We start from the raw sequence: 14270 nt of genomic DNA, 5'->3' as shown, positions 1-14270 counted from the left end.
AACAGTTTTTACTATGCTTTCCAAAGATAGATTCCTGTGACAATACGACTTTGACAACCGCATTCTCGCAGTTTCTATCTTTGGTACAACCTACCATTCTCAGCCAAAAACTGTCCACAGTATTGATAATTCGGCTGTGTTATTTTTCTGATTCCACCACATGAACCTCTTACCTAATATGAGGATATTTTCTATGAAAAAATTATCAATAATTGCACTGTTGTCCGTAGTATCTTTTTCTGCGGCTGCCAATGATGCTCTGTGTGTAACCGATGGTGTTATTAAAGCTGTTGAAGTTGGTGACAATAATAGGAAAATTAAAGTTCAGGTTGAAAGCCATTTTAATAATTTTCATAAAAATATCACTAAAAATGACAACCAATATGATCAGTATAAATCTAGTAATCCCATAAAAGCTTACTGGCTAAAACTAGATGAAAATATTGATATTGATGCTAAACCGGAGGGAATGGCTTATTTACAGACCGTTTTATTTGCAAAAGCGACAGTCGCCAAAGTGATTTTGAGAGACCAGCATGGTAGTGACTGTGATGACTGGAACAGAATTATTATTGAATAATTCAAATCATTATTTAACCGGTTTTTCTGAATTTTCAATAAGGGGTTGATTATGAGAAATATTGCGATATCTATTTTTCTCTGTTTGGGTGCTAGCACTGCTTTTGCAGAGGCCTCATGTGCTGAGGGTATTATCAATAAAGTGGATGTGGGGGATGAGAATAAATATATAAAGGTTCAGATGTTAGGCAAGTCAGAATGGCATCGCGTGAATGCTTGGGATGATATCAATAATGAAGTAAATGGAATTATTTTTCTAAAAAGTATTTTACTTGCAAAATCAACTGGTGCCAAAGTACAGCTTGTTGATCAGAGAGGGGGTACTTGTGATGACTGGAATAAGATACTCATTAAGTAGTATCGAAGGAGATTTCAATGAGTATGAATTGTAGTCGATATGTGAAGATTAGTATGCTGGTAACTGCATTGATTGCATGCCCAGCTTTTGCTCAGGATGATCCTCCAGGGAATTACAGGCTAGAAATAGGCGATAGGCCTGCAGCACCTTATCCCGCTTTGCCTAATTATAATGCTCGATTGGATCGATCTGGTGTTGGTGCAGAATATACTATACCAGTGGCGAGGCACCATATTATCCCTTTTAATGTCTTAAGAGCCTTTTATAACAATGTCATTGATAATGGGGATATTTTGCTGGCTAGGACTTTTTTTAATCAATTTGGCAACATGATCCCTCGATACTTTGGAGCAAATGCCAATGGTTGTGCTGCGAATGCGGTTGACTTGCAGGCTGTTGCAAATATGCTTGTAAATATGGGTTTTGGGCTTATTCGTGAAGGCGGTGATAATTACCCTCAAGCATGGGATAATTTTGAATCTTTTTATGCTTGGATGCCATGGAATCTTTTCATTGGACCTGAAGGTGGACGTAGGACAGATGATCCTGGAGAAGGATTTGAAGAGAATGCCCAGTATATCATAAATGATAATGAACGGTTTCAAAGGCTCAGGCAAACATATGATGATATGCTTGCCTATAATGCTAACCGTGATACACCTACTCTCCGTAGAATTTTAGAAAACCTGTCCAGGCTTTCTCGCAGGCAACGTGTATATCAGCTTAATGCTAATCAATGGGAAAGCGTTGGTAATAATTACCGAATTAGGCAAGGAGGGCATCATGAGTTGAGAAAGCGTGAAATTAATGAGGATTATCACTATCGAGATAAACGTGTGCTTGAAGAAGATGACTCGTGTGGTGATATTAAACCTGACTATGGTGTTATTTCCGTAATAATTTAAGCTGAAAAATTGATCATACTGGAAACCATTGGGAGAAAGGGCAGGATTCGAACCTGCGTCTAGCTCTCGTCAGAGAGCGCTCCCTTTCGGGCAATGCCCCAAAATTTATTCTTTCTCTAAGTGTTGTTTTACCAAATGAGCATGACTTAGAGGCTTTCTAAGATCATTGATATCTCCATTGGTCTCATAATCGAGCAGAACAACACCATTAGAAGCTTTTTCTTTAATTATATTAAGCTCAGTTGTTAGCTTATTATTTAATACCCAATAATAAGCTGGGATATATATTTTTTTTCGTGCTTCTAGATAACCAAGAAGCTCATTACCATGGATGCCTTTTCTATGACCTTTTACTTTTCCAAGTCTTCTTACTGTACGCTTGATCCCTTTCATATTCGTAATAAGCGTTTTTTTAATATCAATATCTTCTTTCTCAAAGACCTTTAGAGCTTGCCATAAGCCTTCGACTGATTGGCTCAACTCATTTGAAAAAGGAATTGGAATATCTCCATGGGGATAAAATGGGCTAAATTTTACCCAAGGGTCTACTGCTTTTGAGGTAATATCTAGTACTTCGTGACCAGGATACTCTTTATTCAGAGTATCAATTTTCTTTCGCTTGCTTGCTACAACAATTTTCATACTTCACTCTTTGTAGGCATCTATTCATTATTATCAAAACTTGGACAATATACACATATTAATATTCGACAACTGTAATATACAGTGCTTGAGCTCGATTATCTATACACCAATTTTTGAGTCCAGATAGCGATATGACACAGTAGGTTGTTTTTGAAGTGAGGGTAGGGAGCTAACTTCTTGATTTTATTGGTCGGAGTGACTGGATTTGAACCAGCGACCCTTGCCTCCAGAAGCCCATTAATAGAAGGACTTTTGTATTAACTCATTATTTTATATAGTTTATTACAGTCAAAAATAGCCTTTTTGGGGCATTTTTTTCTTCTCTGCGTGACACTTCCGTAACAGTTTCCCTAATTGTCACGTTCAAATCGGCTGCTTGAATTGATTAATAATTGATCGGTTTTTCATAGTGTAGCTTTTCATCAACCACTGAAGGTAATAGCAGTGGAGTTGTTCTATAGCATTAAGGAATGCTGATTTAACGCAGTTGAATGTGATGTACTTATCGGTATAATGCGGCGGCTTTTTGCTTAGTACGAAGTTAGTGAGTAGTTATGAGTAATAGTGAAATTTACCACGCACCTGATGCAGAGTTACGAGAAAATGTTTCAGATACATATAAGCTTGCGTCCATATCAAAGCGCTTTTGGGCTACATTTATTGATAGGATAACATTGGCTGGTTTGCTTTTTTTGGGGTTTTGGTTTTTGGAGTCTCAAGATTATTATTGGCAAGATAAAGATACTATTTTTTTAACTTATGTTGGTATAGTCATTTTATTATTTTTGGTGCTAAATATTTACCTTCTTATCAAAAGTGGTCAAACCGTAGGTAAGAAATTACTAAAAATTGCAATTGTAAGCTATAGCAGTGATGAAAAATCTGATCTGTTCTCCTTATTATTTTTACGTCATGCCCTATTTTGGATCGGTGATGCATTTCTGGGAGTGTTATGGTTGATTGATGGACTTTTTATATTCAGTCGTGAAAGACGTTGTTTGCATGACCTAGTAGCAAGCACGAAAGTAATTGACATGCAAAAGTGAGAAGTTTTGCTAATGAAAAAATACTATCTACTACTAGCTTTATTAAGCATTATATTGACTGGTTGTATAAGTTCTCAAAAAGAATTAACTAAGCAACAAATTTCTTCAGATTATGCACAAAGTATTCGCAGTAAAGTTCAAACCTTGGATTGCATTAAGCAAATAGCTCCAAACTCACGTATATTGGTAGCAGTTGCTTCTGATGGTGCTCTTTATAATATTGTTCTACTTGATAGCCGCACTGATGTTGTTCCAAGTTTATTACAGCAGTGTATAGTGAATATATTTCCACTTAAGCCGTTCCCTGAAGATATGAACAATATTGATATCTTCGAGGTAGTTATTCAAATTGGCGATGGCGGTAATCAAGAAAATAAAAATCTTACTAAAGAAATAAAAGAGCTTGAAGCTGATTTTGATAAGTTGGTTGAGGAAAGAAAATAAGGGGCAAGCCTCTTGATTAATAATACTTAACGACTACCAGATAGAACTAAGAAAGAACAACAATAGCCCTTGCCAATAAGCTTGGGTTATTTATTATCAGGATAAGTATAATTACGTGATAGACTCTTTGAAAAGGAATTTCATAAAATTAGATACTTCAAATTGTATAAGGGATTCTATTAAAGGGGTATTAGTTTGCACTTAGTAATTATTGCCATTCTGTTATTTGTGACGTCCTTTTTTCTGTATAAAAAACTTTTTAATCGCAAGAGTACAGGGTATGAACTCGATTCAGTGATGAGTGAGCTTGTAGGACTCTGTCGTGGTGATGTTGAGCGTGCAGAGCGTTTGTTAAATCACGAAAAAAATAAGAACCCTAGACTATCTGAAAAGCAAGCTATTGAAAATGCGGTATATTTTCTAAGACGCGATAGTTAGTGCTCTATCTTACGATCTATAAAAATCAATTTTCCTATTGAGCTAGCTCAGTATAAGCTTTTCTTCGTATTGGATGCTGCTTAGCAAGCTGCTAATATGCCGCGATTTACGAGTACCTGTGCAGTAGCTACGTAAGGTTAATTATGAAGAAAGCTTTATTACTTATTGTTTTATCTGTGTTTTTTTCAGGATGTGCCGCGCCTGTAAAGCGATATGCTGGCTATGATAACGTTGTAGTTTCTGAGAGCCACCCAAAAATTCGACTAGCAGTACCTTATGAATATGAATTTATTGACTCTTTTTCGGGGAAAAAGCTCGTTCAATTTTCTAATGTTACAGGTAGTGCATACGAGCATCGTGACTGGTTTTACTTTAAGAAACGTAATGCCGAAGGGGTTACTGATAGTACTTTAACAATAGATTTTAGCGATGCGAGTAAAACATTAACGTATGATATTAAAAACTGGGGAAATAGTTACTTTAACCGAAGTGCTATAACTATTAATGACACTAGTTATACCACTTTTTTTGAAGTGCACAGATCACCACTGGATAAAGATGTCATAGATCAATGTAGCCTAGCCAAAAGGTTTTGGACATTTCTAAATACAGAGAAAAAGCATTTGTTTTCAATTAGCTACATTACAACTTTACCTTGTAACAAATTTCAAAATGGAAGAGTGGATGATAATGCTTTGTTGACTAAAGTTGATAAGCAAGCGAATGAGCTGGTTCGAAAAATGAGTTTATAAATACTTTTTCTTACAGTTGAAGTAATTGGATTAGATCAATATTGATGCTTGGGTATGTTGGCCGAATATTGAGCAGGTGATATTATGCCGGCCTCAAAATAGAGTATGAACAGTATCTAAATTAGGTTAGTTATGAAAAATACATTGTTACTTATTGTTTTATCGGTAGTGCTTGTGGGTTGTGGTATCAATGTCAAGCGAAACGTGAATGATAATGTGCTGGTGTCTAACTCTTCGCCTGCTATACAGCTCAACATACCTAAGTCATATGAGTTAGTAGACTCCTCATCAGGTAAGCGGTATGAAGAGTACCATGATGGATTTAGTGGAACTCAAAGCAAAGAAGAATGGTATTACTTTACTAGTAAGAATATTATAGACAACTCTGAAAGAACCTTCTTTGTTGTTTTTAATGAAGTAGGAGTTCATTCCTATATCTTAAGTGAGATAAAAGATAAAGATGCCTTTAACCACGATAATATGCTTTTTAAAGGCCTAAACTATCAGACTTATTTTAAGGTTAATAAAAGATCTTTTCAGCAAGAAGGGGAAAGCTTGCAAAAGTGTGTAGTCGAAAAAGTGCACCGTAAAGTACTACCTCCTAATCATAGTCGTTCTTTCGTTATGGTATATGGAGAATCAGTTCCTTGTGATGATGTCATGGCAAATAAAGTTGGGCCTAGTGTCATATCAGGTGTAAATATCCGAGCTATTGAATTTATGAATAGCTTGTGAGTTTGTAATAAATGACTAATCAAGCTTATAAATCACCTGAAGCAGACCTTTCACAAAACGACATTGTATTTGATGAGTCAAAAATAGCGGGTACGATGAAGCGTTTTGTGAATATGATAATTGATTTAATATTTTTAATTATCACTGCATTTCCTGTAGCTATAGTTATTAGGCTGTTACTGGAGGTATTTGAGGCTACTCACTTAGAGTATATATTTACTGACAAAGTTATAACCCTTATTACATTTCTCGTTTATTTTGTTCCTCAGGAAGCCATATGGGGAAGAACTCTAGGAAAGCTTATAACGCAGACCAAAGTGGTTAATTGGCAGGGGCTAAAGCCAAACTTTTTTCAGGTGGTTATACGAACCCTTTGTCGGTTTATCCCTTTTGAAATGCTTTCGTTCGGAAGTAAAAATGATCGACCAGTAGGTTGGCATGACAAAATACCGAGAACATATGTTATTGAAGTAGAAAAGGTGATTTAAATATTTTATATAACAAATTTTTCCCCTAACTTTCCGCTGTAATTTCTACCTATATTGGGCATAGCTAAAGGAGCTTGCTATGCCTCAGCCCATGTTAATTCTCACCAATCCTCAACAACAAGTCTGTTTTCGGTTTAGTCGCGATACGGCTGCTTATCAATCCAGTCAGCAAACCCATCATTATCGGTGGAATCAGCAGGAACGTATTTTGAACACTCCAGCTTACCAATATATAGGTCCAGGACGACAGAGCTTAACGCTTAACGGCGTGATTTATCCGTATTATTTAGGTGGTCTAGAACAGGTGAAACTATGAGATTAACGCCCTGGTTTATTATTACGCAAACTCCTCTGATATTGAGGTGGCTTTACTGGGCAATCCTGAATTTATCGCTGAAGCTGATATGCAGTTATCAGGGGTATGTAATAACTGTAGAAGCTGTAACGAAGTAAACCGTGTTAAGGAAAAGACAAACTAACAGTCTCTCTTTTCTCATGAGGAGTTTTTGCGTGTTTCCCCTGCTCTGCTTATGCGCACATTCTACTAAGGCATTTGAGTGACAATGTCTGTTTTCGTTGACTCTACAATATCAAGAAGCTCTTTGGTCTCATTTGCTGGCACTTTGTGTTTTGCAAGTACCTCCTTAAAAATAGTCAACATGCGATCCCACTCTTGTCCTGTAATATTTAAATGGGCATGAGCTGCTTTCATCGCCTTTCCATGATACTGACATGGTCCTCCTGTAGCTTGGCATACCATCGCAGTCACATGGTATTTCAGATAAGGAGCAGGAACTCGTTTTCTAGCTGCATCAATTGCTGGATTTTGATTGAGAGTAGCATCAGGTACTAGAGCATCAATAAAATCACTGATCACAATTGAAATAGGTGCTAATCCTCCCAAGCGCTCATAAAGAGAGGCTTCTTGTTGTGCCTGGATTTGTGCTGGTGCCATCAAAGCTCCTGTAAATAAAACAATTGCAAACTTTAGTGGAGCCCAGACTTTCTTACACTTATTTTGCGTAAGCATTGCTTTGACCTTTTTGAATATATCCAGCTGCAACCTCTCTTTAGTATGTAACAAGCTAACGTAATAAGTTTAGACGAGTCTATGCAGTGGTAACATGATAGTGGCAGAGGTCGATGGTGATCTTACCGTAAAACAGCTTTACATTAAGAATAACCAATACTGGCTGGCTACTGCCGATGAATCTTCAATATCCCAAAATCCGCCTTGATCCAGAACGGGAGTTCGCTGTCTTTGGTGTCGTAACATACAGTGTACATAAGGTAGAGGGGTGATGCTTTCTACCTCAAATAGGGCCAGTTTTATTGATTCCATATTTCGGGTGAACGGAAGCTGTATTTATAAAACGCGATTGTTAGAAAAACGAAGAATGGGAGCCAAAAAATGGTGAGAAACGCAATTGCAAAGTAAGCTTCTAGCTTATCTTCTACTAGTTCACCAAGCTGGTAAAACATTGAATAACCGTCCCAGAGAAGGGTCACAAAAATCATAAAAAACCAAAACTTTCTGACAAATATTTTTTTGTTAAAAGCAAACCCATACAGTCCTAGAAGAAGAAGGCCATATAAAACAATCTCACCAAATATATTGACTAGAGAAGTTGCTTCACCGAACACTAAAGATAATAAAGATATTATTTCTAATGCCACCATGATAAAGAAAAATACTTTCCACCCTGTTTTTGAATGGAAATGAAGTTTTTCTGCTTCTTCTTTTTCAATACCAGCCTCAGGGCCTTTATAGATATTTGTCATTATCATTCTCTCTATTATCTCTGAACAACGAATGCATAATAGATATTCAGTGACATTTTCCAAAACGGAAGATCATTTAAATATCACTCAAAAAGGCTACTACCTTATCCTCAACATGGCCAAAAATCTTGTGATGGTCAAGTGGAGCTGAAGAACGTCGCTACTCTATTGAACCTGGGCGTTGTATGAGGGAGTAGTTTAACTTAGTGATTTAATGAAAAAAGTGACGTAAGTAATTACGTCACTTGATATATAGAAAAAGGTAAAGCACTTTCTATTTTAATAGGGTCAACTAACTCCCCTTAATTGGTTTAAAGCAATACCATTTCGTTAAAATATTAGTTTGTTTACTTGTTTTCGATTTTTGATTTTAAATATGTTTCTACAAGCTCAATATCTATTCCTTCAGTACCATTTAGCTCAAGCTCATAACACTTTTCACCCGCTATAACGTAAGGAATATACAGTTTACCTGTATTTTTGTCATACGTTGCTGGTGATAAGGCTTCATTTTTTCCACAAACCCCTTCAGAAGATGATATAGCTCCAATGGCATCAATATCCGCTCCTGCCCATGGAGATCCACTTTGTGTTGGTAATAGATCAACTACTTTCACAAAATTATATTTTGTATTATGTGAAACCCCGTTATTTAAATAAGCATCAATATCTATGCCGCCTTTACCACCACTGGTTGATCCTACATAAATCCACTTGGAACCGTTTTCGCTGATGTATATGTCTGTAGGCTCAAGTACGTTACCAACCTCAAAAATCCATAAATCACTTGAAGAATCACCTGATGTGGTAAGTGAGTTATTCGTAAACTGTACTATAATTTCTCCCTGATCACCTAAAGAAACATACTCTGGACTTCCTCCAGAAACATAATCAGGAATGTCTATAGCGTTTTGTCCATTAGTATATGGTGTGGTTACACCACTACCAGGAGAATAGGAAACTAATTTATCTGCAAAAGATAGATTTCCATCCGGAAAGTCAACACCATTTATCTCTGAACAAAAACCTGATATCGGAAGACTAAATAAGAGAGCAGATATTATTTTTTTCACTACTAAATCACTTTTTTTATTTCAATAAATACAGTGCCTGTATTATATTACGTCTATTGCAAATCATACAACATTCCACGCTATCTCGAACTTGCCTGCTGCTTTTGTGCTTTTATTTCTTCTTTCGCCACTCTTCTGGCTAAGGCTTCACTGTCTTCGCCGGCTTGCTGGACAATGGTGATATGGCTGGTATTTTTGAATAACTATGGCTCCTGAGGTTTTGATGAGCGGGAACTTAATGTTGATTCCTCTTTATCGCCAAACATAGAATCCCAGGCATAGGAAATACCTTTCTCCATCTTGCTGAATTTTTCTTTGGTATTATCCCAAATTAATCCGGGAATTTTTTCTGGATTATTAATCATAATATTCATATGATCATGGATAGTTTTTAAAGTATTACAGGGACCAGAGTTTTATTCTGGCCTTCCACTCAAAAACGCTTTCACTTGGTTTCGGTTTTTATAAATGGCGATACCCGTTGCCACAATTAAACTGATAAACCAGCCAACAATAGGTGTAGTAAGTAAGCCGATGCTAATGGTTCGCAATCCGGTTAATAAGGCTTTGATCTCCCTGCTTGTGGTACCCAGCCCGTATGGCGGCTTATGTGGTATTCAGATCTACCAGATATTCCTTCACAAACATCGCCTGTTTCGGGAGCAGCTTACGACGCATTATTTGGCCCGTCCTCCGAACTTCTCAGCCGTTCTGAGCGCACCTAAACCCAAAAGGGCTAAGACCAGCTCCGTCATAATATCAAACGGCAGTTGAGGTCCTGGCTTCCCTGATACCCATTGTACGATGGGGTTAATTAAAAAGGTAAACGTTAAACCCAACCCACAGACCCAGCCTATAAACGGACGCCAGCCAGCAACAAATAAACTGCGGTGCTGTGATTCCAATTTATTCAGTTCAACCTGTAAAACCTGAGGCTGTTGACGCAGACGCTCTAATAAAATCTCCGCCTGCATACGCTCTGCATCTGAGGTGGTGACTTTATCCAGTACATTGCCAATGGCATCAATTGGCTCGGCCAGGCCACCACTGACTAATTTCGCTAACCAATTCATTCTTCCTCCCTACGCCGATCCATATGAGCGGCAATATCCTTATACATTCTGACGATCACCCCAATCACTCCCACGATAACGCCAATGGCGGTGAGCCAATCCATAGGATTCCATTGTTCCACGATAGCGGCACCCACAGCGGTCACTGTGCCTACGCTATAACTCGCGATGCCTGATTTATCCATCATGCTTCCTTGTAAAGTTCGAAATGTACCAGGTCATTAAATGACTGATCACTGACATCATGATCCCGGTCCCAATCACCACCCCAGCGTAATCGATGACTAATTTGGCCGTTTTTATACAGGTTTAATGCCGTACCCAGCACCAGCCCACCAAAGTAATAAAACCCGTTAATATCCTGCCAATCGATAGGATAAGGCGCGACATCCACCGCGAGTGATGGAGAGTGATTGTGTTTGCTTTGAGGAAATTTAAGCTTAGAACGACCGGCTGAATAAGCGTCATTCTGCGCTTCTCGGCTACGAAAACCTTCTAATATCGTACAGTCGCAGTCTTTTATGACTTCCTGGAACACCACCTGCAGATCGGGATGGCAACTGGTAAGTCGCTCAAGTGAGCGAGTACTGAATTGTGGCATAGTATCCTCAGCATTATTCAATCAATGCTGAGGATTGTGAGGGATTTAAAATGCGTTGATTAGGTGAAAAATTTCATTACTTGATTTTTCACTTGATTTTCACTTATTCTAATTAAAAAATTAGTTTGGAACATATCTAATAGAATATAACTGACAAAAGGGGCCTGCACTACCAGTCCAACGGCGCTGAGAATAACCTCTTACAAGAACACGGGTTTTGGCCTGGTAAGCGGCAATAATCATACTCATTGTAGTGTTATACCCAGGATGATTTTTGTTCATCCAATAGCCTCTTTCACACCCATTCACTTTTGCCACAAGATCGAAAATAATATCTCCATCACCAAAATCTGTAAAAGCATCAACGGATTCAATTTGAGTATAAGGGCTCGTTGTAAGCTCGTCACTTAACGCAAAAGCACTAAATAAAATAAATAAACACGATAATAATTTAAAAAAAGACTTCATGTGTTTCACTTCCTAATACAGTTTGACAAATCAAAAAGCCAAGATAAGCAATAATACACGCTCAATTGGAGGGAAAACCGATAATAATTATATTTTTAATTCGTACTCTTTTTTACATTCGAATTGTGGTATCTACAGTGTTATTAACCTTTAACTAACTTTAGTGCTCTCACATAACAAATATGATCATCAGCTTGCAAATCATCATCAACAAAAATCCTAATCTGCATACCAGCAGTGTATGCAGTCAAAATAGCAGAAACTAAGTGGGAGTCCTCATTTCGGATATATACAAATCTTTTATTGCAGTTAGTGCTATCATTCCAAGCTATGCTTGAAAAAGTGACTTGAACAACGCCTGCAGTTGAAGGGTAAATAGTCTCTTTCACCGAGTGAAATGTGATATCACCAATTGAATGGCTGCTGGCGGTATAAATATTTGCTGCATTAGCTGAGTGGATCACCAAAGGGAAAGTACTAACAAGAACTATTAAAAAGTATTTTATATGTTTCATTTTAAATAATTAAATACTGATAAGAGGTTAAAATATACTGACTAAATCGTCATAATTTTGATTGATTATAGATGCAAGCAAATATAACTATAGTTAATATCGCACACTAAGCGTTATTCACGCCTAAAATAGCGGCAGAATTTTAACACCCAACGAACTGTATCACAAAAATTTTGTCATGATTGTAATTCTAATGCAGTCTGAACTGGCTCCCCTTCCAGCCCAACCCCATCCTCCCTCAGTATATTCAACGCCTGCCGTTTGCATACTCCATACTTGATGGCTAACCAATCGGCTCGAGAACAACCACCACCCAACTTTAACGACTCATAATCCTTACGCATCATTTCATTTCGGATCTGTTTAAAGAGCTGTTTTGAGGGTAGCTCAATGTGTTCCCCTTGGTAATAATCACTGAGTTTTTGAGCCAAGTCCAAGCCTAAGAGTGCTAAGCGTATGGCTATCCGTCATCTGATGTGGAATATATAAACGCGCACCACCCAAGTGTTGCCCTAATTTGATGGCGGCATCATGACCGATCACTTCGGCTAATTCATGTAATACACTCATGGTCTATCCCCCTATGACCGATATACACCATTAAGCAGTTTGCTGTCTTTCGTATAACAATTGACGAGTGACACCAATCGCCAGTCTTCTGTTGATCAACTCGCCATTACAGCGATACACCAACCAACCTAACGCCATTGCTTCATGGTATTTTTCCAAGTCATTGGAAAATCCTTTACTTTGTGTATGTCGTCCACTGACCCAGGCACCACCTTCGACTTCGATGGCAAATTTACTTTCTTGCCAGGCAAAATCGAATCGCTAGAACCTTTTGGGGTGAAAGCGAAATTCTTTTTGAGGAGGTGTCAAGCAAAATCCCTTGATATGTAGTTCCAAAAGCGCTTCTAGTTGACTCATCGCAGATTATTTTCCATTTATGAAAAAATAAATACAAAATTCAGTTTAAAGATCTACGATAATTTAATAGATTGTTAGACAGGGTTTAAATTGACCTTTAAACCTCTCTTCTGCGCATTGCTTCATTCATCACGGTCCCTTCCTAATTTTTGAGGCAATGCTTTTTTTCGTTAGCGTAGGTTTGTGCTCTAAGCGTGGAGAGATATTTTTTATATTCACGACTTTTACATCCCCTTTTTGTTTATTAACTGATGCGTGACTACCTAGATACGAAAAATCATTGTTTTTTAAATTAAGCGTGTTCATAATCCTCTCCGTTCTGGTTGGATCCTAAAAGCTGCTTCACACCCACACTCTGTGAGCAGCTTTTTTCTTTTCGGTTAATCAGGACCTTTTCATATAGCTTCTCTAACACATCGACGGCAGATTGTGCTGTTGCCGCCGACTCCTTTAATTCCCGATGTGCATTTCAAATAGCTTCATGTGTGGGATTCATCCCAAGCTGAATCACAGAGAGCTGAGCTTCCATTTTTTCTTTCCTTAACGCGGCAGACTCAGACCCTTGGAAAACCCATTACGAAGAGATGGCCAAGAAGACCGTCATTCGTCGTTTATTTAAATATCTCCCCGTCAGTGTGGAAATGCAACGCGCTGTCACACTAGAAGAACAAGCTCAAATTGGAGAGAGTCAGGATCATCCGTTGGTGTTTGATACGAGCAATGTCTTTGATGGGGAGTACCAAAGTGAAACTGAGCACTCCAAGGAAATCCTTAATACCTCCACTGGCGAAGTGACAAAGGACTAATTCCATGGGCGAACTCATTCCGTTTCAACCATCACCTCAGTTTAAACCTAAAGCACGGTTTACCTGTTATCACTCCCAAATTTATGCGAATCAACAACGACGAGTGCTTGAATGTGCCCACTGTAAAGCCGTCATTGATCCGTTTGATTACTTTTGGGATATCGCCAATAAAACGGTTAAATTAAAATCCGATTGCAAGTTTTACTATGATCGCAAGCTCGCATTAATCGAACATGTTGCTAAATTAAAAAAAGAAAAACAGTACCTCGAAAACTGGCTCCGTAAAAATAACCAACTTCAAAAAAGCTTAGTGTAAATCACCAGGATGGCGTCACAATGGAAAAATGGAAGCCTAATGAACGCGTTATTCATTTTATTAAACTTGAAAAACAACACCTGCCGCCAGGTTTTAGAACCATTTTATCTACCACGCAATTAGATATCTCGGCATCGATTGCCAATAGGGCGATAGCCCAGATGATGGATAGGGTTAGACACAAAGACTGTGATTATTAGAGGGATGCGTAATGTCACTGAATACATTATTTTCGGATGCAGAAAACTATAAGGAAATTGCTGATGCCTTAGATATTAATTTATATGCGCAGTACCGCCCTTGTGAAGTAATCAAAAAA

General features: G+C 38.0%; 25 protein-coding genes and 1 pseudogene. 14 read left to right on the top strand and 12 right to left on the bottom strand.

Annotated features, from left to right (window positions below; genetic code table 11):
* Window positions 1–193 precede the first annotated feature (193 nt).
* From ACQ96U_RS24090 to ACQ96U_RS24080, 3 genes are read left to right on the top strand one after another with little or no spacing between them, the layout of a single operon-like run.
* Window positions 194–580 (top strand): hypothetical protein, encoded by a 387-nt coding sequence (locus ACQ96U_RS24090; protein WP_431723824.1) that lies wholly within the window; start codon window positions 194–196, stop codon window positions 578–580.
* 51 nt (window positions 581–631) lie between these two features.
* The gene (locus ACQ96U_RS24085; protein ID WP_431723823.1) at window positions 632–937 is read left to right on the top strand and encodes a hypothetical protein; all 306 of its coding nucleotides are present in this window, start codon (window positions 632–634) and stop codon (window positions 935–937) included.
* Between the two features lie 17 nt (window positions 938–954).
* A complete protein-coding gene (locus tag ACQ96U_RS24080; RefSeq protein ID WP_431723822.1) occupies window positions 955–1842 on the top strand; it encodes a hypothetical protein in 888 nt (295 codons plus the stop codon).
* Window positions 1843–1947: 105 nt separating this feature from the next.
* Here ACQ96U_RS24080 and ACQ96U_RS24075 read toward each other — a convergent pair whose 3' ends face one another.
* Window positions 1948–2484 carry a DUF6939 family protein gene (locus ACQ96U_RS24075; protein ID WP_431723821.1) on the bottom strand — a complete coding sequence of 179 codons (537 nt, stop codon included), beginning with the start codon at window positions 2482–2484 and terminating at the stop codon, window positions 1948–1950.
* A gap of 557 nt (window positions 2485–3041) precedes the next feature.
* Here ACQ96U_RS24075 and ACQ96U_RS24070 point away from each other — a divergent pair.
* The 7 genes from ACQ96U_RS24070 (at window position 3042) to ACQ96U_RS24040 (ending at window position 6706) form a co-directional block, all read left to right on the top strand.
* Window positions 3042–3533 carry an RDD family protein gene (locus ACQ96U_RS24070; protein WP_431723820.1) on the top strand — a complete coding sequence of 164 codons (492 nt, stop codon included), beginning with the start codon at window positions 3042–3044 and terminating at the stop codon, window positions 3531–3533.
* A 12-nt stretch (window positions 3534–3545) separates the two neighbouring features.
* Window positions 3546–3977, top strand: coding sequence for a hypothetical protein (locus ACQ96U_RS24065; protein WP_431723819.1), 432 nt, complete (start codon window positions 3546–3548; stop codon window positions 3975–3977).
* Window positions 3978–4172: 195 nt separating this feature from the next.
* Window positions 4173–4415: a hypothetical protein gene (locus ACQ96U_RS24060; protein ID WP_431723818.1), complete on the top strand. Its 243-nt coding sequence runs from the start codon at window positions 4173–4175 to the stop codon at window positions 4413–4415.
* Between the two features lie 143 nt (window positions 4416–4558).
* Complete coding sequence (locus ACQ96U_RS24055; RefSeq protein WP_431723817.1) at window positions 4559–5167, top strand: hypothetical protein; 609 nt, start codon at window positions 4559–4561, stop codon at window positions 5165–5167.
* A gap of 132 nt (window positions 5168–5299) precedes the next feature.
* A complete protein-coding gene (locus ACQ96U_RS24050; RefSeq protein ID WP_431723816.1) occupies window positions 5300–5902 on the top strand; it encodes a hypothetical protein in 603 nt (200 codons plus the stop codon).
* An 11-nt stretch (window positions 5903–5913) separates the two neighbouring features.
* Window positions 5914–6390, top strand: coding sequence for an RDD family protein (locus ACQ96U_RS24045; RefSeq protein WP_431723815.1), 477 nt, complete (start codon window positions 5914–5916; stop codon window positions 6388–6390).
* A gap of 79 nt (window positions 6391–6469) precedes the next feature.
* Entirely contained in the window at window positions 6470–6706 is a 237-nt protein-coding gene (locus ACQ96U_RS24040) for a phage tail protein (RefSeq protein ID WP_431723814.1), read from the top strand.
* A 228-nt stretch (window positions 6707–6934) separates the two neighbouring features.
* Here the strand turns inward: ACQ96U_RS24040 and ACQ96U_RS24035 are convergent, their stop codons facing one another.
* Entirely contained in the window at window positions 6935–7345 is a 411-nt protein-coding gene (locus ACQ96U_RS24035) for a group I truncated hemoglobin (RefSeq protein WP_431723813.1), read from the bottom strand.
* 166 nt (window positions 7346–7511) lie between these two features.
* On the opposite strand from ACQ96U_RS24035, the pseudogene ACQ96U_RS24030 reads away from it, so the two are divergent.
* A pseudogene (locus tag ACQ96U_RS24030) lies at window positions 7512–7628 on the top strand (hypothetical protein); the annotation flags it as partial.
* Between the two features lie 91 nt (window positions 7629–7719).
* Here the strand turns inward: ACQ96U_RS24030 and ACQ96U_RS24025 are convergent.
* The 10 genes from ACQ96U_RS24025 to ACQ96U_RS23980 form a co-directional block, all read right to left on the bottom strand.
* Complete coding sequence (locus ACQ96U_RS24025) at window positions 7720–8172, bottom strand: hypothetical protein (RefSeq protein ID WP_431723812.1); 453 nt, start codon at window positions 8170–8172, stop codon at window positions 7720–7722.
* Window positions 8173–8519: 347 nt separating this feature from the next.
* Window positions 8520–9245, bottom strand: a complete 726-nt coding sequence (locus ACQ96U_RS24020; protein WP_431723811.1) for a hypothetical protein — start codon at window positions 9243–9245, stop codon at window positions 8520–8522.
* Window positions 9246–9448: 203 nt separating this feature from the next.
* Complete coding sequence (locus ACQ96U_RS24015; protein ID WP_431723810.1) at window positions 9449–9610, bottom strand: hypothetical protein; 162 nt, start codon at window positions 9608–9610, stop codon at window positions 9449–9451.
* 312 nt (window positions 9611–9922) lie between these two features.
* Window positions 9923–10318, bottom strand: coding sequence for a 3TM-type holin (locus ACQ96U_RS24010; protein ID WP_431723809.1), 396 nt, complete (start codon window positions 10316–10318; stop codon window positions 9923–9925).
* A gap of 184 nt (window positions 10319–10502) precedes the next feature.
* Entirely contained in the window at window positions 10503–10919 is a 417-nt protein-coding gene (locus tag ACQ96U_RS24005; RefSeq protein WP_431723808.1) for a M15 family metallopeptidase, read from the bottom strand.
* Window positions 10920–11039: 120 nt separating this feature from the next.
* Window positions 11040–11387, bottom strand: a complete 348-nt coding sequence (locus ACQ96U_RS24000) for a hypothetical protein (RefSeq protein ID WP_431723807.1) — start codon at window positions 11385–11387, stop codon at window positions 11040–11042.
* A 143-nt stretch (window positions 11388–11530) separates the two neighbouring features.
* The gene (locus tag ACQ96U_RS23995) at window positions 11531–11902 is read right to left on the bottom strand and encodes a hypothetical protein (protein WP_431723806.1); all 372 of its coding nucleotides are present in this window, start codon (window positions 11900–11902) and stop codon (window positions 11531–11533) included.
* Window positions 11903–12078: 176 nt separating this feature from the next.
* The gene (locus ACQ96U_RS23990) at window positions 12079–12333 is read right to left on the bottom strand and encodes a hypothetical protein (protein ID WP_431723805.1); all 255 of its coding nucleotides are present in this window, start codon (window positions 12331–12333) and stop codon (window positions 12079–12081) included.
* Window positions 12314–12472, bottom strand: a complete 159-nt coding sequence (locus tag ACQ96U_RS23985; RefSeq protein WP_431723804.1) for a hypothetical protein — start codon at window positions 12470–12472, stop codon at window positions 12314–12316. The genes ACQ96U_RS23990 and ACQ96U_RS23985 overlap by 20 nt, the downstream gene beginning before the upstream one ends.
* A 30-nt stretch (window positions 12473–12502) precedes the next feature.
* A complete protein-coding gene (locus ACQ96U_RS23980; RefSeq protein ID WP_431723803.1) occupies window positions 12503–12631 on the bottom strand; it encodes a hypothetical protein in 129 nt (42 codons plus the stop codon).
* A gap of 725 nt (window positions 12632–13356) precedes the next feature.
* On the opposite strand from ACQ96U_RS23980, the gene ACQ96U_RS23975 reads away from it, so the two are divergent.
* Genes ACQ96U_RS23975 through ACQ96U_RS23965 form a run of 3 tightly spaced genes read left to right on the top strand, consistent with a single transcriptional unit; the run spans window position 13357 to window position 14151 of the window.
* A complete protein-coding gene (locus ACQ96U_RS23975; protein WP_431723826.1) occupies window positions 13357–13635 on the top strand; it encodes a recombinase RecT in 279 nt (92 codons plus the stop codon).
* 4 nt (window positions 13636–13639) lie between these two features.
* On the top strand, window positions 13640–13951 hold the full coding sequence (locus ACQ96U_RS23970; protein WP_027709227.1) for a hypothetical protein: 312 nt from the start codon (window positions 13640–13642) through the stop codon (window positions 13949–13951).
* Window positions 13952–13971: 20 nt separating this feature from the next.
* A complete protein-coding gene (locus ACQ96U_RS23965) occupies window positions 13972–14151 on the top strand; it encodes a hypothetical protein (RefSeq protein ID WP_431723802.1) in 180 nt (59 codons plus the stop codon).
* Window positions 14152–14270 lie beyond the last annotated feature (119 nt).

The organism is Zooshikella sp. RANM57 (assembly GCF_050749885.1).
GTDB lineage: Bacteria > Pseudomonadota > Gammaproteobacteria > Pseudomonadales > Zooshikellaceae > Zooshikella.
The sequence above is the reverse complement of the archived record's forward strand: the minus strand, read 5'-3'. Positions and strand labels throughout refer to the sequence as shown.